Source organism: Pseudomonas sp. UTLPPB19802 (genome assembly GCF_059730225.1).
The window spans coordinates 2215241-2239391 of the sequence record NZ_AP048545.1 but is presented as its reverse complement, the minus strand read 5'-3'; the positions used below and the strand labels follow the sequence as shown (position 1 = coordinate 2239391).

Genomic DNA, 24151 nt, shown 5'->3' with positions numbered 1-24151 from the left:
CATGAGCAGCCTCACGCTGACTTCGTCGACGGCCAGTCCGTCACCCCTGCGGCGGTTTGCCAACCTGCTCTACCGCCGCCCCAACTTCTACCTGGCCCTGCTGCTGGTACCGCCGCTGATCTGGTTCGGCGCGATCTACCTGGGCTCGCTGCTGACCCTGCTCTGGCAAGGTTTCTACACCTTCGACGACTTCACCATGGCGGTCACGCCGGACCTGACCCTGGCGAACTTCGCGGCGCTGTTCAACCCGGCGAACTTCGACATCATCGTCCGTACCCTGGGCATGGCCGTGGTGGTATCGATCGCCGCCGGCATCGTCGCCTTCCCGATCGCCTACTACATGGCGCGCTACACCACCGGCAAGACCAAGGCGTTCTTCTACATCGCGGTGATGATGCCGATGTGGGCCAGCTACATCGTCAAGGCCTACGCCTGGACCCTATTGCTGGCCAAGGGCGGCGTCGCCCAGTGGTTCGTCCAGCACCTGGGCCTGGAACCGCTGCTGCAGCTCGTGCTGGGCATCCCCGGCGTGGGTGGCAGCACCCTGTCGACCTCGCACCTGGGGCGCTTCATGGTGTTCGTCTATATCTGGCTGCCGTTCATGATCCTGCCGATCCAGGCCTCCCTGGAACGCCTGCCGCCCTCGCTGCTGCAAGCCTCAGCCGACCTCGGGGCGAAGCCGCGCCAGACCTTCATGCAGGTGATCCTGCCACTGTCGGTGCCCGGCATCGCCGCCGGCTCGATCTTCACCTTCTCGCTGACCCTGGGCGATTTCATCGTGCCACAGTTGGTCGGCCCGCCCGGCTACTTCGTCGGCAGCATGGTCTACGCCCAGCAGGGCGCCATTGGCAACATGCCGATGGCAGCCGCCTTCACCCTGGTGCCGATCGTGCTGATCGCCGTCTACCTGTCCATCGTCAAACGCCTGGGGGCCTTCGATGCACTCTAAGTCAGAAAAGCATGGAGAGCGCGCTTCCCTCGGTCTGCGTATCGCGGCCTGGGGCGGGCTGGTGTTCCTGCACTTCCCGATCCTGATCATCTTTCTGTATGCCTTCAATACCGAAGACGCGGCGTTCAGCTTCCCACCCCAGGGCTTCACCCTGAAGTGGTTCAGCGTGGCCTTCTCGCGGCCGGACGTGCTGGAAGCGATCAAGCTGTCGCTACAGGTCGCGGCCATCGCCACGCTGATTGCCATGGTCCTCGGCACCCTGGCTTCGGCGGCCTTGTACCGCCGCGAGTTCTTCGGCAAGCAGGGCATCTCGCTGATGCTGATCCTGCCGATCGCCCTGCCGGGGATCATCACGGGTATCGCCCTGCTGGCGACCTTCAAGTCGCTGGGCATCGAGCCCGGCATGTTCACCATCGTCGTCGGGCACGCGACCTTCTGCGTGGTCATCGTCTACAACAACGTCATCGCCCGGCTGCGGCGCACATCCCACAGCCTGATCGAGGCGTCGATGGACCTGGGCGCCGACGGCTGGCAGACCTTCCGCTACATCATCCTGCCGAACCTCGGCTCGGCGCTGCTGGCCGGCGGCATGCTGGCGTTCGCCCTGTCGTTCGACGAGATCATCGTTACCACCTTCACCGCAGGGCACGAACGCACCCTGCCGATCTGGCTGCTCAACCAGCTCAGCCGACCGCGGGACGTGCCGGTCACCAACGTGGTCGCGATGCTGGTGATGCTGGTCACCATGCTGCCGATCCTCGGCGCCTACTACCTGACCCGAGGCGGTGAAAGCGTGGCCGGCAGCGGCAAATAACCGATTACCCAGGATGAACGTCGAACCTGTAGGAGCCGGGCTTGCCCGCGAAGCTGTTGGCGACCCTGAATACGTCTTCGCGGGCAAGCCCGGCTCCTACAAATCGGCGCTCATCGGAACCAGTGATTGCTCCATGAGGATATCGATATGCAAACCAAACTGCTGATCAATGGCCGCCTCGTCACCGGCGAAGGCCCTGCCCAACCCGTGTACAACCCGGCCCTGGGCCAGGTCCTGGTGGAAATCCAGGAAGCCAGCGAAGCCCAGGTCGATGCCGCAGTGCGCGCCGCCGACGCGGCCTTCGACAACTGGTCGCAGACCGCGCCGAAAGACCGCTCGCTGCTGCTGCTCAAGCTCGCCGATGCCATCGAGGCCCACGGCGAGGAACTGGCGAAGCTGGAGTCGGACAACTGCGGCAAGCCACTGAGCGCCGCGCTCAACGACGAGATTCCGGCGATTGCCGACGTGTTCCGTTTCTTCGCCGGCGCCAGCCGCTGCATGAACGGCTCGGCCGCAGGCGAGTACCTGCCGGGCCACACCTCGATGATCCGCCGCGACCCGGTTGGCGTGATCGCTTCCATCGCGCCGTGGAACTACCCGCTGATGATGGTCGCCTGGAAAATCGCCCCGGCCCTGGCCGCCGGCAACACCGTGGTGCTCAAGCCTTCGGAGCAGACGCCGCTGACCGCCCTGCGCCTGGCCGAACTGGCTGCCGAGATCTTCCCGGCCGGCGTGCTGAACCTGGTGTTCGGCCGTGGCCCGAGCGTCGGCAGCCCGCTGGTGACCCATCCGAAAGTGCGCATGGTGTCGCTGACCGGCTCGATCGCCACCGGCTCGAACATCATTTCCAGCACCGCCGACAGCGTCAAGCGCATGCACATGGAACTGGGCGGCAAGGCGCCGGTGATCATCTTCGACGACGCCGATATCGATGCGGCCGTCGACGGCATCCGCACCTTCGGCTTCTACAACGCCGGGCAGGACTGCACCGCCGCCTGCCGCGTGTATGCCCAGGCCGGCATCTACGAGAAGTTCGTCGAGAAACTCGGTGCGGCCGTGAGCAGCATCAAGCCTGGCCTGCAGGCCGATCCGTCGACCGAGCTCGGCCCGCTGATCACCGCCCAGCATCGCGACCGGGTCGTCGGCTTCGTCGAGCGGGCGATCGCCCAGCCGCACATCCGCCTGGTGACCGGTGGTAAAGCAGTGGAAGGCCCCGGATTCTTCTTCGAACCGACCGTGCTTGCGGATGCCCAGCAGGACGACGAGATCGTCCGGCGCGAAGTGTTCGGCCCGGTGGTTTCGGTGACCCGCTTCAGCGACGAGGCGCAGGTGCTGGAGTGGGCAAACGATTCGGACTACGGCCTGGCGTCGTCGGTCTGGACCGCCGATGTCGGCCGCGCCCATCGCCTCTCGGCACGCCTGCAATACGGCTGCACCTGGGTCAATACCCACTTCATGCTGGTCAGCGAAATGCCCCACGGCGGGCAGAAACTGTCCGGCTACGGCAAGGACATGTCCATGTATGGCCTGGAGGACTACACCACCGTACGCCATGTGATGTTCAAGCACTGACCCCCGGACCCTGTGGCGAGCGGGCTCGTCGGGACGCCGCACCGCCGCGCTCGGCTGCAAGGCAGCCGCAAACCAGGCGCTGGAGTTCATCCTGATGCACTGCGATTGCTGGTTTGAGGGCCGCTTTGCGGCCCAGCGCGGGCAAGCCCGCTCGCCACGGGTTCACTCGACAAGACTGATGTTCAGGCAGTAAGCGACACAACCTACGACACAACAACATCGAACCGGGACGGGCCCCATGGCCCGGCCACGGTTTCGAACGGCCAGAATCCGCCGATACTCCGGAGCAATACCGTCATGAGTGCACACCCCCACCTCGGCGCAGATGCCGACAGCGATGCCGAACAACTGCGGCAACTGGGCTACACCTCGAACTTCAATCGCAGCATGAGCCTGTGGGAAAACTTCGCCCTGGGCTTCACCTACCTGTCGCCGGTGGTCGGCGTATACACCCTGTTCGGCCTGTGCCTGGCCGCCGGCGGCCCGCCAATGTTCTGGGCCTACCTGCTGGTGGGCTGCGGGCAACTGCTGGTGTGCCTGATCTTCGGTGAAGTGGTCTCGCAGTTCCCCATCTCCGGCGGCGTCTATCCCTGGGCCCGGCGCCTGGTCGGCAAGCGCTGGGCATGGATGGTCGGCTGGATCTACTCGATCGCCCTGTGCGTGACCATCGCCGCCGTCGCCGTGGGCGCAGGCCCCTACCTCGCGGCCATGCTCGGCTTCGAACCGAGCAACAACACCAACATCGTCATCGCCCTGGTACTGACGCTATTCGCCACCCTGGTCAACCTCAGCGGCACCAAGACCCTGGCACGTATTGCCATGTTCGGTTTTCTCTGCGAGCTGGTCGGCGCGGTGATCGTCGGCGTCTACCTGCTGGTCTTCGAGCGCCACCAGCCCCTGAGCGTGCTGCTCGACACCTTCGACATTCGCGTCGACGGCTCCTACCTCCCGGCGTTCCTCACCGCCTCCCTGGCCGGCATGTTCCTCTACTACGGTTTCGAAGCCTGCGGCGACGTGGCCGAGGAAACCCCGAACCCGAGCAAGCGCATTCCGGTGGCCATGCGCATGACCATCTACATCGGCGGCATCGCCGCGATGTTCGCCTGCCTGGCGCTGATCCTCGCCGTGCCGGACATGCAGGCGGTGATCAACGGTACCGACAAGGACCCGGTAACCACCATCCTCAACAACGCCTTCGGCAGTGTCGGCTCGAAAGTGGTGATGGGCGTGGTGATGATCTCGTTCATCTCCTGCGTGATCAGCCTGCAAGCCGCCGCCAGCCGGCTGCTGTATTCCTACGCCCGCGACGAGATGGTGATCGGCAGCCAGTTGCTCAAGCGCCTCTCGCCGACCACCCAGGTGCCGGTTGCGGCGCTGTTCGTCTCCGGCGTGCTGCCGGGGCTGATCATCGCCCTGGGCTTCTTCCTGCAGGACGCGGTGGCGACCATCGTCAGCTTCGCCGCCATCGGCATCTACCTGGCCTTCCAGATGATCGTGCTCGCCGCGCTGTTCGCCCGGGCCCGCGGCTGGAAACCCAGCGGCAAGTTCAACCTCGGCGCCTGGGGCCTGCCGGTGAATATCGGCGCACTGCTCTATGGCGTCAGCGCCATCGTCAACATGGCCTGGCCACGTACCCCGGATGCGCCCTGGTACACCAACTACGCGATGGTCCTGAGTACCGCCATCGTCATCGGCCTCGGCCTGCTCTACATGTGGCTGGGCAAACCCTACGACCGCGGCACCGCTCCAGCGGGCGACGCCTGGAAAATCAGCCGGTAACGGCAACTGCCCGGGCCGCTCGCCAGTTGCCCGGGCCCATTCCAATAATAAAAAGGAATTCATCATGGACATTACACGCCGCGACTTCCTCAACGGCGTTGCCATCACGATTGCCGCCGGCATGACCCCGCTGCAACTGCTCCAGGCCGCACCCGACGGGCGCTACTACCCACCGGCGCTGACCGGCCTGCGCGGCAGCCATGTCGGCGCATTCGAGGTGGCCCACCAGATGGGCTGGGAGAAAAAGGTTTTCGATACCGACCACCTGCCGATTGCCGCCGAGTACGATCTGGTAGTGGTCGGCGGTGGCCTCAGCGGCCTGGCGGCAGCGTGGTTCTAGCGTGAAAAACACCCGAAAGCGCGCATCCTGATCCCCGAGAACCATGACGACTTCGGCGGCCACGCCAAGCGCAACGAGTTCTCCGCCGGCGGTCGCATGATCCTCGGCTACGGTGGCAGCGAGGCCTTCCAGTCGCCGAACCATCTCTACAGCAAGCAGGTCAACGGCCTGCTGAAAAAGCTCGGGGTCGATATCAAGCGTTTCGAAACCGCCTTCGACCGCTCGTTCTATCCGGAGCTGGGGCTATCACGTGGGGTATTTTTCGACAAAGAGAACTTCGGTGAAGACAAGCTGGTGACGGGCGACCCGACACCAATGGTCGCCGACGACATCGCCCCCCGGCAGTTGAACGCCCGCCCCATCAGCGAATTCATCAACGACTTCCCGCTACCACCGGCCGATCGCCAGGCGCTGGTCGACCTGCACCAGGCCCCCCGCGCCTACCTGGCGGGCAAGAGCGCCAAGGAGAAAGCCGCGCACCTGGCTGCCACCAGCTACCGCGACTTCCTGCTCAAGGATGTCGGCCTGTCGGAAAACGCCGTGAAGTATTTCCAAAGCCGCACCAACGACTTCTCGGCCCTGAGCATCGATGCGGTGGCGGCACTGGACGCCTACAACGTCGGCTTCCCCGGTTTCGGCGCAATGGGCCTCGCCCCAGGCCCACGCACTGAGCCAGAACGTGAAGTTCCCGCTGGTGTACACCAAGGTGGTCGTGCGCAACTGGCAGGCGTTCCAGAAACTCGGCGTGCACGAGATATACGCGGCCACCCAGCCCTACAGCCGGATCAAGCTCGACTACCCGGTGAGCATGGGCGGCTACGAGCATCCGCGCGACCCAGGTCAGCCCATCGGCCTGCACATGGTCTACGTGCCGACCAGCCCGAACAGCGGCATGAACGCCCGCGACCAGGCCCGCGTCGGTCGCGGCAAGCTCTACGGCCAAACCTTCGAGCAACTGGAGGCGCAATTGCGCGGCCAGTTGCAGCGCATGCTCGGCCCCGCTGGTTTCAACCACGAGACCGACATCCTGGCGATCACCATCAACCGCTGGTCCCACGGCTACGCTTACTTCTCCAACAGTCTGTTCGACGATGCCGACGAAAGCGAAAAGCTGATGAAGCTGGCGCGCAAGCCGGTGGGACGGGTGAGCATCGCCAACTCCGATGCGGCGTGGAGCGCGTATGCCCATGCGGCGATCGATGAGGCCTGGCGAGCGGTGGGGGAAACAGGTTAAGCCCAATCGCAGTCAGAACCGCGAAACGCTGCCCATCTGGTTCAGCAGGCAGAACAGCGCGTCGCGGTCTGTTTCAGAGAGTGTCCGATAACGCTCGACCAGTTCCCGCTCCTGCGGACTGAGCCGATGTACCCGCGGTGCGGGCGGCGCCCTGAAACGCCAGAGAAACAGCATGAAACCGAAAACGCTCCGCTCCTTTGCCATGGACCACTTCCTTCTGCGACAGAACAGGGAACTGTCTGGGCCGAGCGCCTCAGACTTAGCCTAAGGGTAGGAAGGATCAGCATCTGGCTAAGATCTTTTCGAAATTTGAAGCAGGAGAAATCACACAGATTGCTGCGTCCGTTGCCTGGATGGTGGCTTCAGTGCAGCTCGAAATACAGTTTGAAGCAGCGGAGCAGGATCAACTCTTCCTGCTCCGCCTCGCCCTCGGACCAACCTTCCACGGTATGAATGGCCCTTTACTCGCGCAAATCCGACTCATGGATCGGCTGGTCACGATGGGTCGCGCGCTGGTACTGCGCCGGCCAGACCGCCTTGCGCCCGCCCAGGTCATCGTCGGCATGCAGCGGCCAGTAAGGGTCGCGCAGCAGTTCGCGGGCCAGCAGGATGATGTCGGCCTGGCAGGTACGCAGGATGTGTTCGGCCTGCGCCGGCTCGGTGATCAGGCCAACCGTACCGGTGGCGATGCCGGATTCCTTGCGCACGCGCTCGGCGAAACGGGTCTGGTAGCCGGGCCCGGTGGGAATCTCCGCATTGGCGGCGGTGCCGCCCGATGACACGTCGATCAGGTCGGCTCCGAGCGCTTTCAGGCGTCGTGCCAGCTCCACGGTTTCATCCGGGTTCCAGCCATCCTCTACCCAATCGGTGGCAGAAACACGGACGAACAGCGGCAGCTCTTCGGGCCACACGGCACGTACCGCCTCGGTCACCTGCAGGACCAGGCGGATGCGGTTTTCGAACGAACCGCCGTACTGGTCGCGACGCTGGTTGCTCAGCGGCGAGAGGAACTGGTGCAGCAAATAGCCGTGGGCCGCATGCACCTCGACCACTTTGAAGCCGGCGACGAGGGCACGCCGTGCCGCCGCGACGAACGCCTGGATCACCTCGGTGATCTGCCCCTCGTCAAGTTGCAGGGGTTGGGTGTGCTGTGGATCGAAGGCGATTGGCGACGGCCCGACCGGTATCCAGCCGCCCTCTTCCGGCTTGACGCTGCCGTGCTTGCCCAGCCAGGGCCGATGGGTGCTGGCCTTGCGGCCGGCATGGGCCAGCTGGATACCTGCCACCGCGCCCTGGGCCGCAATGAACCGGGTGATGCGTTGCAACGGCTCGATCTGTTCATCGCTCCACAGGCCCAGGTCCTGGGCGGTGATGCGGCCATCGGCCGTCACGGCCGTGGCTTCGGTGAAAACCAGGCCGGCACCGCCCACCGCACGGCTGCCCAGGTGAACGAGGTGCCAGTCGTTGGCCAGGCCATCGACGCTGGAGTATTGGCACATGGGCGAAACTGCGATGCGGTTCGGCAGGGTCAGTTGGCGAAGGGTATAGGGTTCAAGCAGCAGACTCATGGGGCACCTCTCAAATCAAGTGGGCTGGCTCCAGGGTTCTGTGAGAACGTCGGCGAGTGACATGAACGAAGGTGAAGACCCGCCCCCCGGCGGGTGGAAAAGAAGACAATGTCACAAGACCATTCAGACAGTGCTTAGAGCCTAGTCGACAATGGGAGAGCCCGGCGGGTTCAACCGCGGCAAATCTCAGCGCGGTTCGATATGGGCGATCAGCAACTGCACGCTTTCCTTGCCACGGAACTCGTTGAGATCGAGCTTGTAGGCCAGCTCGACCCAGTCGACCCGGGCATTCGTCCAGACTTCCGGGTCGATGCTGAAGGCAATGCCGTCCAGCTTCAGCGAACCACATTCGCTCTTGAGCACCACCTTCAGGTGGCGCTCGCCGACGATGCGTTTTTCCACCAGTTGAAAGACGCCGTGAAACAACGGTTCGGGGAAATGCTGCCCCCACGGGCCGGCATTGCGCAGCGCCCGGGCCAGTTCCAGGTTGAACTCTTCGAGGGCCAGCGAGCCATCGGTCTGCAGGCGGCCAGTGAGGTCATCCTCGCTGAGTTGACGGCGCACCTCGGCATCGAAAGCCTCGGCGAACAGCGGGAAGTTCTCCTGTGGCAGGCTCAGGCCCGCAGCCATGGCGTGACCGCCGTACTTGTTCATCAGGTCCGGGTGCTGCGCCGCCACTACGCTTAGGGCATCGCGAATATGAAAGCCGGCGACCGAACGGCCGGAGCCCTTGAGCATGCCATCGCCCGCATCGGCGAAGGCAATGGTCGGACGGTGGTAACGGTCCTTCATGCGTGAAGCGAGAATACCGATCACACCCTGGTGCCAGTCCGGATCGAACAGGCACAGGCCGAACGGCATCGACTCCACCGGCAGTTCCTTGAGCTGGGCCAGGGCCTCGCGCTGCATGCCCTGCTCGATGGATTTTCGATCCTTGTTCATCTCATCCAACTGGCTGGCCATTTCCAGGGCCAGGGCAGGATCCTCACAGAGCAGGCATTCGATGCCCAGGCTCATGTCGTCCAGGCGCCCGGCGGCATTCAGCCGCGGGCCGATGATGAACCCGAGGTCGGTCGAGGTCAGGCGGGCCTGCTCGCGCTTGGCCACTTGCAGGATCGCCTTGATACCTGGACGGGCGCGGCCCACGCGTATCCGCTCCAGCCCCTGGTGCACCAGGATGCGGTTGTTGGCGTCCAGCGGCACCACGTCGGCCACGCTGCCCAGCGCCACCAGGTCCAGCAGTTCGCCGATGTTCGGCTGCGGCCGGCTGTCGTACCAGCCCAGGCTGCGCAACCGCGCGCGCAGGGCCATCAACACATAGAAAATCACTCCGACACCGGCCAGCGCCTTGCTCGGAAACTCACAGCCAGGCTGGTTCGGATTGACGATGGCATCGGCCGCCGGCAGTTCGCTGCCTGGCAAGTGGTGATCGGTGACCAGCACGCTCAAGCCTGCGGCCTTGGCCGCCTGCACGCCATCGATGCTGGAGATGCCGTTATCGACGGTAATCAGCAACTGCGGTTCGCGCTGCAGGGCCACGGCGACGATTTCCGGCGTCAGGCCATAGCCGTAGTCGAAACGGTTGGGCACCAGGTAATCGACATGGGCGGCCCCAAGCAGACGCAGCCCCAGCACACCGACCGTGCTGGCAGTGGCGCCATCGGCATCGAAGTCGCCGACGATCAGAATCCGTTGGCGTTGCTCCAGCGCAACCACCAGCAGGTCCACTGCCGCCTCGATGCCCTTGAGTTGCTGAAAGGGGATCAGCCGCGCCAGGCTCTTGTCCAGTTCGGCCTGGGACTCGACGCCCCGCGCCGCGTACAGGCGGGTCAGCAGTGGCGGCAGGTCGCCGAGGAATGGCAGGGTGGCGGGCAGTGGGCGGGGTTCGATACGCATAACGCTGGTGGAATTTCTCTTCAATGCACAGGGGTTGAAACGGGAGCGGGACTCAGCCCCGCTCGCCCAGCAGCCACTGGAGCTGGACTTCGTGCTGGCCACGGTCGTCGGTCACGAAGACGGTTCCGTCGCTGATCATCACGTCCCACTTGATCACCCGCGGCATGTCCTGGGCGAGGGTTTCCAGTACGTCCTGGGGGACCGCGGCGATATTGACGTTTTTCAGGTTCTTGACCGCAGGAACCACCTTGCCTTCCCAGACCCGCAGGCTACCGTAGGCCAGCAGGCTGGTACGTTCGGTGCGGCGCGAGCACCAGGTCAGGCGATCGGCATCCGGCTGGCCGACTTCGATCCAATGCAGCACCCGATCGTCCAGGCTTTTTTCCCACAGCGCTGGTTCGTCTACATCTGAAAGGCCTCGACCAAAGGCCAGCAGTTCGTTGTACCAGAGGGCGTAGGCCAACAGCCGTACAGCCATCCGCTCTTCGGTTTCCGAAGGATGGCGGGCAATGGTCTGCTTGACGCTCTCGTAGACGTTGCGGTCCATGTCGGTGAGGTTGAGTTCGAACTTGTAGGTCGTGGACGGCTGGGCCATGAACGGGGCTTCTAAAGACGGGAAAGGTGCCAAGTCTAACCGATACGCAGGGTAATCAACGACTACCGATGGTTATGAAGATGGCGCGCGCCATGTTAAAAGGCTCTACATTGCTTATTTTGTCCTACAGGATCGCCCATGCCATTCGCCGCCAAACCTCTCTCCGGCCTGAAAGTCATTGAGCTCGGAACGCTGATCGCCGGTCCCTTCGCCTCGCGGATCTGTGCCGAATTCGGCGCGCAGGTAATCAAGGTCGAATCGCCGGATGGCGGCGATCCGCTGCGCAAGTGGCGCAAGCTGTACGAAGGTACCTCGCTGTGGTGGTTCGTCCAGGCACGGAACAAGAAATCCCTCACACTGAACCTGAAAAACCCTGACGGACTGGCGATTCTCAAACAGTTGCTGAGCGAAGCCGACATCCTGATCGAGAACTTCCGCCCCGGAGTCCTGGAGAAACTCGGCCTGGGTTGGGAAACCCTGCATGCACTCAATCCCAGGCTGGTGATGGTGCGGTTGTCGGGCTTCGGCCAGACCGGACCGATGAAGGACCAGCCAGGCTTCGGCGCGGTCGGCGAATCCATGGGCGGGTTGCGCTACATCACCGGCTTCGAGGATCGTCCGCCGGTACGTACCGGCATTTCCATCGGCGACTCGATCGCCGCGTTGTGGGGCGTGATCGGCGCGCTGATGGCCCTGCGTCATCGCGAAGTGAACGGTGGACAGGGCCAGGTAGTCGATGTCGCCCTGTATGAAGCCATCTTCGCGATGATGGAAAGCATGGTGCCGGAGTTCGACGTCTTCGGTTTCATCCGCGAACGCACCGGCAACATCATGCCCGGTATCACCCCGTCGTCGATCCACACCACGGCCGATGGCCGGCATGTGCAGATTGGCGCCAACGGCGATGCGATCTTCAAGCGCTTCATGCTGGCCATCGGCCGCGATGACCTGGCAAACGACCCGGGACTGGCCAGCAACGACGGCCGCGACAGTCGACGTGACGAGCTGTACGGGGTGATCGACCGCTGGGTCAACTCACAACCGCTGGACGCGGTACTCGCCGTGCTGGCGGCGGCCGAGGTTCCTGCCAGTCGGATCTACAGCGCTGAAGACATGTTCGGCGATCCGCAATTCCTCGCCAGGGAAATGTTCCTGCAGGCCAAGCTGCCGGATGGCAAGGATTTCAAGATGCCGGGCATCGTGCCGAAACTCTCGCAGACACCCGGCTCCAGCGAATGGGTCGGGCCGCAGTTGGGCGAACACAACACCGAAGTGTTGAGTGACCTGGGCTACGATGAGACACAGATTGCCCGCCTGCGTGAAAACGGCGCCATTTGACGTGTCACGGTAACCAACGACTGGTTTCAAGCCGAGGAAGGTATCCACCTCATGACCCCCAGTGCCTTGTGGCGACGCCTCGCTCCCGCGCTGTTGACGATGCTGCTCGGCGCACTTTCGACAGGAGCGCAGGCCAGGGAAACCCTGGTCTGGCTGCTGCGGGACTTGCCGCCCCTGAGCATTTTCGACGGGCCGCAGGAGGGCCAGGGTGCCGTCGACCGGATGCTGCCGCTGCTGATGGAGCGGTTGCCGGAGTACGACCACACCATCCTGCGGGTCAACCGGGCACGGGGCATGCAAATGCTCGGTGGGGCATCGTTCACCTGCGATCCGGCGCTGTTGTGGACCGCCGCACGCGCACAGAAGATGCTGTTCTCCATCCGCAGCATGGGCACCACCAGCAACGGCCTGGTGGTGCGTCAGCAGGATCGGGCACTGATCGAGCCGTTTCTGCTCGATGGCCAGGTCGATCTCGCCGCGCTGCTGCACAGCGATAGCCTGCAACTGGGGATCATCGCCGAACGCAGCTACGGCCATCCCATCGATGATGTGCTGGCCCAGACCAGCGAGCAACACCTGGTACGCCATTATGGCAATGATGCCCTCGGCAGCCTGTTGCAGATGCAACGCGTGGGGCGCCTGAAGGCCTTGCTCGGCTACGGGGTGGAGGTCCGCTACCAGGCCCATCAGCAGCATATCGATGATGACCAGCTGGCGTTCTACCCCATCAAGGGCACGGCAAGCTATCAGTTCATCCGGGTCGCCTGCTCCAACACGCCGCAAGGCCGGGCGGCGATTCCCCATATCAACGAGATTCTGCGCGAATTGCGTCGGGACCAGTTGGTGGAGCTCTATGCCCACTGGCTGGCGCCTGCCGAGCAGGGAAAATATCGGGACGATGCCAAGCGCTTTTTTCTTGCCCCCGAGGACCAGTGACAAATTCCAGGCAAAAGAAACCCCGAGAAGTGGGGAGACGACTCGGGGTTAAACATGGCCTACAAAGACCAGTACGACAAGCCACATACACCGGAGCACAATGCCTGCTCTTGCCGTTATAAAGTCTGACAGTACCTTGGGAAGGAAGGTTCCAAAAAAAATCTACAGGCTGGCGCTACGTGCGCCACCCTGTTCGGCAGCGTTGCGCCAGGCGGCAATCATGCACGGCTCCAGACGCCCTTCAGCGATTCGAAGATCACGATGCAGGCCATCGACCACATCCGTCAGCAGGCGCTTGTCGGTCAACTGGGCCTGATTCACCTCGCGTTCCACCAGGACCGGCCCGGCAACACCGCTCACGCTCACTACACATTCACCATGGCCACCGGACGGTGTCAGGGTAACGGAATACGGGCTCAGCGCCTCACTGAGCAACAGGCTGATACTTTCCATCTCGATCACCACTCAATAGTCAAAACCCGAAGGTCGAAAACAAAGGTGCCTGGAGTCAGTGACCGCCAGCCGGTGAAGAAAGTTCGCCGAGTCCGTTCAAGTCCTGCGAACTGATCGACGTCTGTCGAACATGAACGAGAAAGATGACAAGGAAAAAACAGTGGGGAAAGCGCGGCTAAAATCAGATCAGCGGTTTTTAGACTTTCACTACAAGCCACATCGGCTTTACTCACAGACATGAGCCAATACATCTGTTTTTTTGCTTTGCCTTCATCCGCACCACCGCCGTGCCCATCGGAGACCTGCCTTGAGTTCCTTCCCCAATACGCCCCTACGGATCGTCCTGGCGGATGATCATCCGATTTTCCTGATCGGCTTGCGGGCTGTCCTCGACCGGGTTCCCGAACTGCAGGTCGTAGGCGAAGCCAGCAGCCCCGGAGAACTCTTCGACCTGCTTGCACATTGCCCCTGCGACACGCTTATCACTGATTTCATGATGCCGACCACCGAGGGCAACGATGGCCTGCGGATGATCGAAGCCCTGTTGCGCCACTATCCGCAGCTTCCGATCGTGGTCGTGACCATGCTCAACAACGCCGGACTTTTTCGCTACATCCTGGATCAGGGAGTCAGGGGGCTGCTGAGCAAGGCCAGCCTCGCGGATGAACTTCCGGTTGCCATTCAGCATGTCCGCCAAGACAAACCATTCGTGGCCAATTCCGTGCGCCAGACCCTCGCCCAGGCTGGGGAAGTGGGCACGCACCGGCTGGGTGACCGCGAGTTGCTCTCTCCTCGCGAGCTGGAAGTCACCCGCCTGCTGGCGGCGGGCCGAACGGTCGGAGAGATTGCCACCAGCCTGTGCCGCAGCAAACAGACCGTCAGCGCCCAAAAGATCAGCGCGATGCGCAAGCTCGGGCTGTCCAACGATGCGGCCCTGTTTCTGTACCTCCAGGAACAGGGGCTGGCCTAGGCTCTGTATGAAAAACCTGGTGTGGGGGCTAGTTCGCACACTCGGGAACACTGGTAATGCCGGCCATCGTCAGCCACGGTAGCAGTTCCATGCGACTCATCGGCGCGGCAATGAAGCGCCCCTGGACCAGCACGTTACCCAACGCCTGGACCAGCCGATACTCCTCGTCGGTTTCAATCCCGGTGATGACCGCCCGCAAGCCCATGCCCTGGGCAATGCTCAAGACCCCAGCAACGATCGAGCGCTTGCGCGAGTCCTCGGCCATGCCACTGACGAAGCGCGGGGCGATCCGGAGTTCCGAAAACGGCAGTTCAAGCAAACGTTGCAGACCTGCACTCGCCACGCCGAAATCGCCGATCGACAACTGGCACCCAAGCATTCGCAGACGCAGCATCCCCTCAGCCTGTGCTGCCTCGCTGGTGCAGTCTGCGCCGTCGAGCACTTCCACGGTCAGCCACTCGGCGGGCAGACCGAAGCGCCCCAACAGTTCGCCCAGGCGTGTGGCGAAGTCCGCCTGCTCAACCATCAGCCCGGCTACATTGACCGTCACTGACAGATACTGTCCGGTGCCCAGGTATACTTCGGCTGACAGACCTATGGCCTGCTCGAACATATGCCAGGCAAGGGCCTGGGACAAGCCGGCATACTCGAGCACCGGGATGAAGGTATCCGGCAGCAGCATGCCCTGCTCCGGGTGCCGCCAGCGAGCCAGGGCCTCGACGCCCTGCACCCGACCATCGCAACTCACCTTGGGCTGGAAAAAGGCTTCGCAGTGTTTCTGGATCGCCCCGGTCCCGGCGCCCGCCTGAAGCTCATGCAGCGAGAGCAGCTCGCAGACCTGCGCCAATGGCAGACCAGGGCGCTGGCGGCCGAAACGTCGCTGATAGGTGGCCAGCAGTTCGCCCAGTATGGCTGCCGATGCGGGTTTGAGCAGACAGCCCAGCACATGCAGCCCCTGCTGCCGGGCGATGTGTGCAGCCCCTTCACGCAATTCCGCCTCCAGGCTACTGAGGATGATCAACGCCTGGGCCTCGCGGGTTTCAGCCAGGTGCCTGATCAGTTCCAGGCCGTCGCCATCCTCCAGGTACAGATCGCAGATGGCGACATCGATCGGCCCTCGATTGGCCAGAGACTGGCGTGCACTCTCGACGTTTTCGGCAGTAAGCACATCGAAGACACCATTGGCATTGAGCATCTGGTGCAACGCCATGAGTTGAAAAGGGTTGTCTTCAAGAATCAGGATCCTGAGCGCACGCATCGATGATCTCCGCAGGTGGAAGCGGTCATTTATCCGCAAAGGCCTTCCACCTTAGCCATGCAGATCGGCGTTCCCCATAGGACAAGTCCTAAAATGCCGGTTTCTCCTGCAAATTCGGCTCGATGTCGGCAATCATCCGGTCTATCACGGCCTTGAGTATTTGCCAGTGGGCACGCAAACGCTCGCCCTGCTTCAGCTTGATGCAACTGTCCATGTCGGCGCAGGCCTGCGCCAGCGTAAAGGCATCGACGAGGCAGGCGATTCCCTTGAGGCGATGGACACAGGCCGCCACACCGCCCCAGTCATCCCTGTCGACCAGGGTTTCCAGTTCACGACGCTCATCACGCAGGTTCTTCCAGAGTTCCAGCAGCATGTGCTGGAGTACGTTCGCATTGGCATGGGTCATGTGCCTGAGCGTCTGGATATCGAAGGACTTTTGCCGAGAATCGATCTGCGCAAGCAAGCGGGTCAGGTCTTCGAGAAGCACCGGCTTGACCAGCAGGTCGTTCATGCCGGCCTGCTGGCAGCGTTGACGTTCGTCACTGACGGCGTTGGCCGTACAGCCGATGATCACACACGCAGGCCGCTGCTCCTCGGTCTCGGCCTGTCGTAGAGCCCTGGCCAGCTCATAGCCGCTCATCCCGGGCATGTTGCAATCGCTGATGAGCAGGTCGAAGCGCCCGGTTCTCCAAGCCTGCAAGGCGGCCTGTGCGGTCGAACAGGCCTCTACGCGCTGCCCAAGGAAACTGAGCTGCTGCTGCAGGACCAGGCGATTGGCGGACAGGTCATCGACAATCAGTACATCAAGACAAGGCAACCGGGAGGTCGTGCCGTCGAGCGACGCCTGCAGCGAAGGCTGGGTTTCATGCTTGAGCGGCAGCTCGATGTGCACGCGAGTGCCTTGCCCCACATGGCTTTCGAGGGCGATGGTGCCATCCATCAATTCCACCAGCTGTTTGCAGATGCTCAAGCCGAGGCCGGTACCCTCATGCTCCTCATCGGCTTCGCTACGGGCCTGCATGAACGGGGCAAACAGGATCGCCTGCTGTTCCGGGCCTATTCCCCTGCCAGAGTCCTCGATATCGATGGACAACCGATCGACCTCCATCGATTGCCAGAGGCGCGACACCCGAACACGGACAACCCCCTTGCTGGTGAACTTCAATGCATTGCCGATCAGGTTGTGCAGAATCTGGCGCAAACGCAACGGATCGAGCCGGTAGAGGCCTTCCAGGGGAAGATCGATATCCAGGCTCAAGACAATCTCCTTCTCTCTCGCCACCGCCTCGAACAGTTGCACGACACCCGCGAGCAGTGCCCTCAAGTCGGTCGGTTGCAGCACCAGGCGCATGCCTCCGGCCTCGATCTTGGCAAGGTCAAGGCTGTCGCCGATCAAGGCGGTCAGTTCCCGGGCCGACTGATAGGCGACCTGGAGCCCTTGCGGGAACACCTGCCCACGGGCCAGCGCCTGCTCACGCTCCACTTCGAGCAAACCGATGATCGCCCCCATGGGCGTGCGTATCTCGTGGCTCATGGTTGCCAGGAACGCACTCTTGGCGTGGCTGGCCCGCTCGGCCTGCCGCCGGGCTTCAGTCAATTGAACCTCAAGCTGCTTTCTTTCGGTGATATCGATCCAGCCACCCAGCAATCCCTGCAACTGCGCACCGGCCGAGTGGAACGGCACCATCCACAGGTAGACGTCCATGCTACCGTCGGGAAACGCCAGTTGGCGGTCGCTGAACACCGGCTGCTGGCTCTCCAACAGCAACAGGAATTCGCGGTGCAACGCCTCGGCAACCTCCGGCAGCAACGCACCCTCTTCGGTGATACGGCGTCCCGCAACCTGCTCCAGTGTTGTCGAAAGGCGTTGCTCATAACTGCGGTTGCAAGTGATCAACCGTCCCTGCAGATCGCGGACGAAAATCGGATCGGGGATACCGTCGAGCAAGGCACGCTGGAATGCCAATCGGTCGTTGAGTTCCTGTTCGGCCAGGCGACGCTGGCCAATCTGGATGTTCAGACGGCGGTTCCAGCCCAGCGAGACGCCCCCCAGCAACAACAGGGCAGCGGCAAGGCCATAAACCCAGCGCGGCACCCGCGCCCAGACCGATGCCGGCGGTGCCACGGGAACGGCGCCCAACCACTTGATCCGTAGCGCCCGCAGCTCCGCGACAGGAAAGGCCTCCAGGGATTTGTTGAGAATGCCAAGCAGCTCGGGAGCGCTCTTGACCACCGAGAAGTTGTCCGCAGACCAGAGACCTTCGACGCTGCGTCCGACCTTCAGTTTGCCCGGCGGATACAGATAGGCTCGGGCATCACTCTGGATGGTAGCCGCCGCCTCGCCGCGCTCGACCAGTGACCTGGCATCCTCCTGGGTCTTGACGCTGCGCAGCACGACATCCGGATACTCCCGGCGAATCAAGCCTTGCAGCGCATGCTCCTCGGGTAATGCCAGTACCCGGCCAGCCAGTTGCCTGAACGAGCCCAGCGAACCGTCATGGGCCGGCACGACAAACACCCAGGAACTGCCACCAAACGCATAGGTGAAATTCAGGAACGCCTTGCGCTCGGGGCTTTCCGCCAGCGAGCCATTCATCAGCGCCCGGCCATCCTTGAGCATGTCGAGGGTCTGGACCGTGGAAAAACTCTCCTCGAAGACGAACTGCAACCCGGTCATCCGGGATATGCGTGCCAGCAGGTCCGCATTGAGGCCAACCCAACGACCATGGACATCCTTGTAGATGTAGGGGGGGTACTGCTGGGAAGCGACGGTCACCCGCGGATGGCTGTCGATCCAGGCCTGCTCCGCTGAAGCCAGCTTGACCCGGGACTGGGCGATATCGGAACCGAACCCGGTGGTCCAGCGCGCCAGTATCTCGCGTCGCACCGCTTCGTCGAGGCTGTCCAACACTCGCTGGACCAGGCCACTGAGCAGCGGCTCGGAACGGCGCGTGGCGAACGCGAACCCGATCGAAGGCAGGGCGCTTTGCCCACGGATCTGCAAGCCCAGGTGTGGACGCATGGTTTCGTAGGCGCGAACGATGACCTCGTTGCCGATAAACGCATCAACCTCGCCCTGGACCAATGCTTCCAATGCACTGTAGAGGGTCGGCGCCAGGATGACCCGGCTCTTGGGGTAAGTGGCATGTACCACCTGCGCATCGGCATAACCTTCCAGCAGCACCACCTTGCAGCCATCGAGACTGTCCCGCTCGGGAGCGTCGCTGCGCGTGACAATTACCGAGCGATCCGGCATGTAGTCGGAAGTGAATGCCAGCTCTGGAAAACCTCGCTCAAATCCGTTGGCGCTGGTCAGCAGATCGATATGCCCGTTTCGCAGCGCCTCCACGGCCTGGTCGCGCTCGGCAAAGCCCAGAACCTCCACCGCCACCCCCAGCCGATCACGAATCAGCCCCACATAGTCGGCGCTGATGCCCTGATAGCGATTGCGGTCGCTGGTGATATCGACCGGCTCATAGTCGGCCACCGAGATACCGACCCGCAGCTTGCGGCCGGTCCCCAGCCAGCGCTGTTCGTCCGCACTGAGAGGCAAGCGGGAGAACTCGACAAAGGACTTGGGCAGATTGAACGGCAGCCCCTGGGCGGCCATCAATGGGCCAGACAGGTTCGCAAGAACTACCCAGGCCAGAATGAAATAGATCGATCGCCGCAGAAACGCCATGACGAACTTCTCGCCCCCCCTGATTCAATGAAATGAAAAAACAGGGGAAAGTTTGTCACGCAAAAACGATAAAGCCCGCCAAGGGGCGGGCTCTAAAGTGTGACCGTTCTAGTCGGTCAGAGCGGCTTGCCACGGTTGCCATGCTGGCTGACAAAGGCCTGCATGACTTTCAGGTCATTGGCCAGAACGGTGCAACGCTCATCTCGCTCAAACAAATCTGAAAGGTGTGCAGGTAGTTCAAGCGCTTTTCCTACGCCAGCTTTCTCAACTGCCTCAGGGAACTTGACCGGATGCGCAGTACCGAGGATCACCATCGGGATGTCCAGGCTACGACGGCACTCACGGGCTGCCTTCACGCCGATGGCGGTATGCGGGTCGAGTACTTCGCCGGTCTGGGCAAAGACCTCGGCGATGGTCTCGCAGGTTTGCGCATCGTCCACCGCCAGGGAATCGAACAGCTTGCGCGCTTCAGTCCAGCGATCCTGCTCGACGCTGAAGCCGCCACCCTGCCTGAAGGTGTCCATCAGGCCGGCAATGGCTGCACCGTTGCGACCGTGCAGGTCGAACAGCAGGCGCTCGAAGTTCGACGAGACCATGATGTCCATGGACGGCGACAGCGTGGCATGCAGGGTTTCCTTGACGTACTGGTTGCCGCTCATGAAACGGTGCAGGATGTCATTGCGGTTGGTCGCGACGATCAGCTGGTTGATCGGCAAGCCCATGTTGCGCGCCAGGTAACCGGCGAAGATGTCGCCGAAGTTGCCGGTCGGCACCGAGAACGAGACCGAACGCGCCGGGCCACCCAGTTGCAGCGCCGCGTGGAAGTAGTAGACGATCTGGGCCATGATCCGCGCCCAGTTGATCGAGTTCACCGCCACCAGGCGCGTCCCCTTGAGGAAGCTCTGGTCGGCGAAGCTGTTCTTGACCATCTCCTGGCAGTCGTCGAAGTTGCCTTCGATGGCGATGTTGTGGATGTTCTCGCCGAAGAGAGTGGTCATCTGCCGACGCTGCACTTCCGACACCCGCTGGTGCGGGTGCAGGATGAAGATGTCGACGTTTTCGCAGTGCTTGCAGCCTTCGATCGCCGCCGAACCGGTATCGCCGGAGGTCGCACCGATGATCACCACGCGCTCGCCGCGCTTTTCCAGCACGTAGTCGAGCAGGCGACCCAGCAGTTGCAGGGCGAAGTCCTTGAAGGCCAGGGTCGGGCCGTGGAACAGCTCCAGCACCCACTCGTTGCCGTTCAACTGGCGCAGTGGCGCAACAGCGTTGTGGGCGAAGACACCGTAGGTTTCCTCGAGGATCTTCTTGAAGTCCGCATCCGGAATGCTGCCGGTGACGAACGGACGCATGACCCGGAAAGCCAGCTCGTGGTAGGGCAGGCCGGCCCAGGAAGCGATTTCCTCCTGGGTGAAACGTGGCAGGTTCTCCGGCACGTACAGGCCGCCGTCGCTGGCCAGGCCGGCCAGCAACACGTCTTCGAAATTCAGCGCGGGCGCCTGGCCGCGGGTACTGATGTAACGCATGAAAAATTCCTCTCCAGTCGGCGACGCCAACTCAGTTCAAATGCTCGACGCGGATCCGCACGACAGGGCCGACCACGCCCTGCAGGGCCTCCAGCGCTTCGATGGCATCGTTGATGCGTTGTTCGACCACGCGATGGGTCAACAGTATCATCGGCACCAGCCCGTCCTGCTCCTCGACTTCCTTCTGCATGATCGACTCGATGTTGATCCCGCGCTCGGACAGGATGCTCGCCACCTGGGCCAGCACACCCGGATGATCCTTGGCCTGGATACGCAGGTAGTAGGCGCTTTCACACGCGTCGATCGGCAGGATCGGGTGAGCCGACAGCGAGTCCGGCTGGAAGGCCAGGTGCGGCACGCGATTCTCCGGATCGGAGGTCATGGCACGCACCACGTCGACCAGGTCGGCGATCACCGAGGACGCGGTCGGCTCCATGCCGGCACCGGCGCCGTAGAACAACGTCGAACCGGCGGCATCGCCATTGACCATGACCGCGTTCATCACGCCATTGACGTTGGCGATCAGGCGATCGGCCGGGATCAGCGTCGGGTGAACCCGCAGTTCGATACCGGCGGCGGTGCTGCGCGCCACGCCCAGGTGCTTGATGCGATAGCCCAGGGCCTCGGCATAGTTCACGTCGGCGGTGGTCAGTTGGGTGATGCCTTCGGTGTAGGCCTTGTCGAACTGCAGCGGGATACCGAAGGCGATGGATGCCAGGATGGTCAGCTTGTGCGCCGCATCGATCCCCTCGACGTCGAAGGTCGGGTCGGCCTCGGCATAACCCAGGGCCTGGGCTTCGACCAGCACGTCCTCGAAGGTGCGACCCTTCTCGCGCATTTCGGTGAGGATGAAGTTGCCCGTGCCGTTGATGATGCCGGCAACCCAGTTGATGCGGTTGGCCGACAGGCCTTCGCGAATCGCCTTGATCACCGGGATACCGCCCGCCACTGCGGCCTCGAAGGCCACGATGACGCCCATTTCACGGGCCTTGGCGAAAATTTCGTTACCGTGCACGGCGATCAGCGCCTTGTTCGCGGTGACCACGTGCTTGCCGTTCTCGATCGCTTTGAGTACCAGCTCACGGGCAACGGTATAGCCGCCCATCAACTCTACGACGACGTCGATCTCAGGGTTCGTGGCCACTTCGAAGACATCGTTGGTAATCGCAATACCGGTCGTTTGGAACTGAGGCTTTGGCGTGCGAATGGCAATTTGCGCCACTTCGATCCCACGCCCGGCACGACGAGCAATTTCCTCGGCGTTACGCTGAAGTACGTTGAAGGTGCCGCCACCGACGGTACCTAACCCACAGATGCCTACTTTGACCGGTTTCACTCTTGACTCCCCATGAAACGGCCGACACAAGGTCGGCCGTGAAAAACAGCCGCTGATCCACCAGCGGCTTGCTGTTTAAGACCGACGGGCCAGATGCCTGTGGTCGTGCTCGTCTGAAGGCTGACTGCGACGAGACTGAATTACTTGGCTGCCAGCGCCAGTTTGGCAACTTGTGCGGCCGGCTGGTAGCCCGGAATTACCTGACCGTCGGCCAAAACGATGGCCGGTGTACCGTTGACCCCGATCGACTGGCCAAGGGCGAACTGGCGGGAGACCGGGTTGGCGCACTTGGCAGCCTTGATCTCCTCGCCTTCGACCATCTTGTCCATGGCCGCGCGCTTGTCGGTCGAGCACCAGACCGCCTGCAATTGCTGGTCACCCGGCGAGCCCAGGCCCTGGCGCGGGAACGCCACGTAGCGAACCTCGATGCCCATTTTGTTCAAGGCCGGCACTTCGGCGTGCAGCTTGTGGCAGTACGGGCAGGTCGTGTCGGTGAACACGGTAATGTGCGACTTGGTTTCGCCGACCGCCGGATAAACCACGGTCTCGGCCACCGGAATGCCGTTGATCAGCTTCGAGATACCCAGGCGCTCGGTCTTCTCGGTCAGGTTGACCGGCTTGCCATCCTTGAGCTGGAACAGGTAACCCTGCATGACGAACTGGCCGTCGGCACTGGCGTACAGCACGCGACTGCCCTTGAGCTTGACTTCATACAGGCCACTCAGCGGACTGGCAGTGATGCTCTCCACCGGGGTTTCCAGCTGGAGGCTGTCAAGGCTCTTGCGGATCGCCTGCTCGGCAGCGTCGTCGGCCAGGGCGAAGGTACTGGCCAACGCCAGGGCGGCGGCGGCGAAAATCTGAGTCAAGCGCATGGGAACTCCTGATAGCGGGCAACGGGGATCAGGCACCCGCATTGCAAACCGATAGAGCCTAACACATAAGCCCGGCGTGGCCGAACCCCGTATACCTTAGCCACGCGGGTGATGCCGAGCGTGCATGTCCTGCAGACGGGCACGGGCGACATGGGTGTAGATCTGGGTCGTCGACAGGTCGCTGTGACCGAGCAGCATCTGCACCACCCGCAGGTCCGCGCCATGATTGAGCAAGTGGGTAGCAAAGGCATGTCGCAGGGTATGTGGCGACAGCGACTTGGAGATACCGGCAACCTGGGCCTGGTGCTTGATCCGGTGCCAGAAGGTCTGGCGGGTCATCTGTTCGCCACGCAGGCTGGGGAACAGCACGTCGCTGGGCCGCCCAGCAAGCAGTTCGCCACGGGCATCGCGCAGATAGCGCTCGATCCAGACGATCGCCTCCTCGCCCATCGGCACCAGCCGCTCCTTGCTGCCCTTGCCCATCACCCGCAACACACCCTGGCGCAGGTTGACCTGTTCGAGGGTCAGGCTGACCAGTTCGGTCACCCGCAACCCGCAGGCATACAGCACTTCGAGCATGGCACGGTCGCGCTGGCCGATGGCCTCGCTCAGGTCCGGAGCCTGGAGCAGCGCTTCAACATCGGCTTCCGACAGGGACTTGGGCAATGGCCTGCCCAGTTGCGGCATCTCGACCTGCAGGGTCGGGTCGATGTCGATCAGTTTTTCCCGCAACAGGTAGCGATAGAAGCCACGCGCACCAGAGAGAAAACGAGCGGTGGAGCGCGGTTTATAAGCTTGCTCCAAGCGCCACGCCAGGTGATCGAGGATCAGTTCACGCCCGGCATTGGGCAGTTCAACGCCCTTCTCCTGCAACCAGCCGTTGAACAGCATCAAATCGCTTCGGTAGGCATCACGGGTATTGTCCGAAAGGCCTTTCTCCAGCCAAAGGGCGTCGAGGAACTGGTCGATGAGGGGATGATCGATGGCGGGCATAAGGACTCGAAAAGCGTATTACGGCAAACGCAGCCAGAGT

18 protein-coding genes and 1 pseudogene are annotated in these 24151 nt (G+C 62.6%); 8 read left to right on the top strand and 11 right to left on the bottom strand.

Annotated features, from left to right (window positions below; genetic code table 11):
• Position 1: 1 nt before the first annotated feature.
• The 5 genes and pseudogenes from AC6I6U_RS10160 (at position 2) to AC6I6U_RS10140 (ending at position 6688) form a co-directional block, all read left to right on the top strand.
• Positions 2-949 carry an ABC transporter permease gene (locus tag AC6I6U_RS10160; protein ID WP_497881814.1) on the top strand — a complete coding sequence of 316 codons (948 nt, stop codon included), beginning with the start codon at positions 2-4 and terminating at the stop codon, positions 947-949.
• Entirely contained in the window at positions 939-1763 is an 825-nt protein-coding gene (locus AC6I6U_RS10155) for an ABC transporter permease (protein WP_497881813.1), read from the top strand. The genes AC6I6U_RS10160 and AC6I6U_RS10155 overlap by 11 nt, the downstream gene beginning before the upstream one ends.
• A 147-nt stretch (positions 1764-1910) precedes the next feature.
• On the top strand, positions 1911-3335 hold the full coding sequence (locus AC6I6U_RS10150; RefSeq protein ID WP_497881812.1) for a gamma-aminobutyraldehyde dehydrogenase: 1425 nt from the start codon (positions 1911-1913) through the stop codon (positions 3333-3335).
• Positions 3336-3632: 297 nt separating this feature from the next.
• The gene (locus AC6I6U_RS10145; protein WP_497881811.1) at positions 3633-5114 is read left to right on the top strand and encodes an APC family permease; all 1482 of its coding nucleotides are present in this window, start codon (positions 3633-3635) and stop codon (positions 5112-5114) included.
• A gap of 64 nt (positions 5115-5178) precedes the next feature.
• Positions 5179-6688 (top strand): annotated as a pseudogene (locus AC6I6U_RS10140) (NAD(P)-binding protein).
• A 12-nt stretch (positions 6689-6700) separates the two neighbouring features.
• On the opposite strand, the gene AC6I6U_RS10135 reads toward AC6I6U_RS10140, so the two are convergent.
• From AC6I6U_RS10135 to AC6I6U_RS10120, 4 genes are all read right to left on the bottom strand, one after another.
• Positions 6701-6892: a hypothetical protein gene (locus AC6I6U_RS10135; RefSeq protein WP_497881810.1), complete on the bottom strand. Its 192-nt coding sequence runs from the start codon at positions 6890-6892 to the stop codon at positions 6701-6703.
• Positions 6893-7149: 257 nt separating this feature from the next.
• Positions 7150-8256, bottom strand: a complete 1107-nt coding sequence (locus AC6I6U_RS10130; protein ID WP_497881809.1) for an NADH:flavin oxidoreductase/NADH oxidase — start codon at positions 8254-8256, stop codon at positions 7150-7152.
• A 186-nt stretch (positions 8257-8442) separates the two neighbouring features.
• Positions 8443-10152 (bottom strand): single-stranded-DNA-specific exonuclease RecJ, encoded by a 1710-nt coding sequence (recJ, locus tag AC6I6U_RS10125; RefSeq protein ID WP_497881808.1) that lies wholly within the window; start codon positions 10150-10152, stop codon positions 8443-8445.
• 52 nt (positions 10153-10204) lie between these two features.
• On the bottom strand, positions 10205-10747 hold the full coding sequence (locus AC6I6U_RS10120; RefSeq protein WP_497881807.1) for a YaeQ family protein: 543 nt from the start codon (positions 10745-10747) through the stop codon (positions 10205-10207).
• 138 nt (positions 10748-10885) lie between these two features.
• Here AC6I6U_RS10120 and AC6I6U_RS10115 point away from each other — a divergent pair, with 138 nt between their 5' ends.
• On the top strand, positions 10886-12085 hold the full coding sequence (locus tag AC6I6U_RS10115) for a CaiB/BaiF CoA transferase family protein (RefSeq protein ID WP_497881806.1): 1200 nt from the start codon (positions 10886-10888) through the stop codon (positions 12083-12085).
• 51 nt (positions 12086-12136) lie between these two features.
• Complete coding sequence (locus AC6I6U_RS10110; RefSeq protein ID WP_497881805.1) at positions 12137-13021, top strand: TIGR02285 family protein; 885 nt, start codon at positions 12137-12139, stop codon at positions 13019-13021.
• 162 nt (positions 13022-13183) lie between these two features.
• On the opposite strand, the gene AC6I6U_RS10105 is transcribed toward AC6I6U_RS10110, so the two are convergent.
• On the bottom strand, positions 13184-13474 hold the full coding sequence (locus AC6I6U_RS10105; protein ID WP_497881804.1) for a DUF3509 domain-containing protein: 291 nt from the start codon (positions 13472-13474) through the stop codon (positions 13184-13186).
• 307 nt (positions 13475-13781) lie between these two features.
• Here AC6I6U_RS10105 and AC6I6U_RS10100 point away from each other — a divergent pair, with 307 nt between their 5' ends.
• A complete protein-coding gene (locus AC6I6U_RS10100) occupies positions 13782-14444 on the top strand; it encodes a response regulator (RefSeq protein WP_497881803.1) in 663 nt (220 codons plus the stop codon).
• A gap of 28 nt (positions 14445-14472) precedes the next feature.
• Here AC6I6U_RS10100 and AC6I6U_RS10095 read toward each other — a convergent pair whose 3' ends face one another.
• The 6 genes from AC6I6U_RS10095 to xerD form a co-directional block, all read right to left on the bottom strand.
• Positions 14473-15702: an EAL domain-containing response regulator gene (locus AC6I6U_RS10095; protein ID WP_497881802.1), complete on the bottom strand. Its 1230-nt coding sequence runs from the start codon at positions 15700-15702 to the stop codon at positions 14473-14475.
• An 88-nt stretch (positions 15703-15790) separates the two neighbouring features.
• Positions 15791-19312, bottom strand: a complete 3522-nt coding sequence (locus AC6I6U_RS10090; protein ID WP_497883013.1) for an ATP-binding protein — start codon at positions 19310-19312, stop codon at positions 15791-15793.
• A gap of 188 nt (positions 19313-19500) precedes the next feature.
• Complete coding sequence (gene thrC, locus AC6I6U_RS10085; protein WP_497881801.1) at positions 19501-20910, bottom strand: threonine synthase; 1410 nt, start codon at positions 20908-20910, stop codon at positions 19501-19503.
• Positions 20911-20941: 31 nt separating this feature from the next.
• The gene (locus AC6I6U_RS10080) at positions 20942-22246 is read right to left on the bottom strand and encodes a homoserine dehydrogenase (RefSeq protein ID WP_497881800.1); all 1305 of its coding nucleotides are present in this window, start codon (positions 22244-22246) and stop codon (positions 20942-20944) included.
• Positions 22247-22386: 140 nt separating this feature from the next.
• Positions 22387-23118, bottom strand: coding sequence for a DsbC family protein (locus tag AC6I6U_RS10075; RefSeq protein ID WP_497881799.1), 732 nt, complete (start codon positions 23116-23118; stop codon positions 22387-22389).
• Positions 23119-23214: 96 nt separating this feature from the next.
• Positions 23215-24111 carry a site-specific tyrosine recombinase XerD gene (gene xerD / locus AC6I6U_RS10070; protein WP_497881798.1) on the bottom strand — a complete coding sequence of 299 codons (897 nt, stop codon included), beginning with the start codon at positions 24109-24111 and terminating at the stop codon, positions 23215-23217.
• Between the last annotated feature and the right edge of the window lie 40 nt (positions 24112-24151).

Bases quoted from the DNA above. Each gene is read 5' to 3' on its own strand.
- AC6I6U_RS10135 (WP_497881810.1), bottom strand. From the start codon at position 6,892: ATGGCAAAGGAGCGGAGCGTTTTCGGTTTCATGCTGTTTCTCTGGCGT.
- xerD (WP_497881798.1), bottom strand. From the start codon at position 24,111: ATGCCCGCCATCGATCATCCCCTCATCGACCAGTTCCTCGACGCCCTT.
- AC6I6U_RS10150 (WP_497881812.1), top strand. From the start codon at position 1,911: ATGCAAACCAAACTGCTGATCAATGGCCGCCTCGTCACCGGCGAAGGC.
- AC6I6U_RS10120 (WP_497881807.1), bottom strand. From the start codon at position 10,747: ATGGCCCAGCCGTCCACGACCTACAAGTTCGAACTCAACCTCACCGAC.
- AC6I6U_RS10155 (WP_497881813.1), top strand. From the start codon at position 939: ATGCACTCTAAGTCAGAAAAGCATGGAGAGCGCGCTTCCCTCGGTCTG.
- thrC (WP_497881801.1), bottom strand. From the start codon at position 20,910: ATGCGTTACATCAGTACCCGCGGCCAGGCGCCCGCGCTGAATTTCGAA.
- AC6I6U_RS10075 (WP_497881799.1), bottom strand. From the start codon at position 23,118: ATGCGCTTGACTCAGATTTTCGCCGCCGCCGCCCTGGCGTTGGCCAGT.
- recJ (WP_497881808.1), bottom strand. From the start codon at position 10,152: ATGCGTATCGAACCCCGCCCACTGCCCGCCACCCTGCCATTCCTCGGC.
- AC6I6U_RS10145 (WP_497881811.1), top strand. From the start codon at position 3,633: ATGAGTGCACACCCCCACCTCGGCGCAGATGCCGACAGCGATGCCGAA.
- AC6I6U_RS10095 (WP_497881802.1), bottom strand. From the start codon at position 15,702: ATGCGTGCGCTCAGGATCCTGATTCTTGAAGACAACCCTTTTCAACTC.
- AC6I6U_RS10110 (WP_497881805.1), top strand. From the start codon at position 12,137: ATGACCCCCAGTGCCTTGTGGCGACGCCTCGCTCCCGCGCTGTTGACG.
- AC6I6U_RS10105 (WP_497881804.1), bottom strand. From the start codon at position 13,474: ATGGAAAGTATCAGCCTGTTGCTCAGTGAGGCGCTGAGCCCGTATTCC.
- AC6I6U_RS10130 (WP_497881809.1), bottom strand. From the start codon at position 8,256: ATGAGTCTGCTGCTTGAACCCTATACCCTTCGCCAACTGACCCTGCCG.
- AC6I6U_RS10115 (WP_497881806.1), top strand. From the start codon at position 10,886: ATGCCATTCGCCGCCAAACCTCTCTCCGGCCTGAAAGTCATTGAGCTC.
- AC6I6U_RS10090 (WP_497883013.1), bottom strand. From the start codon at position 19,312: ATGGCCGCCCAGGGGCTGCCGTTCAATCTGCCCAAGTCCTTTGTCGAG.
- AC6I6U_RS10160 (WP_497881814.1), top strand. From the start codon at position 2: ATGAGCAGCCTCACGCTGACTTCGTCGACGGCCAGTCCGTCACCCCTG.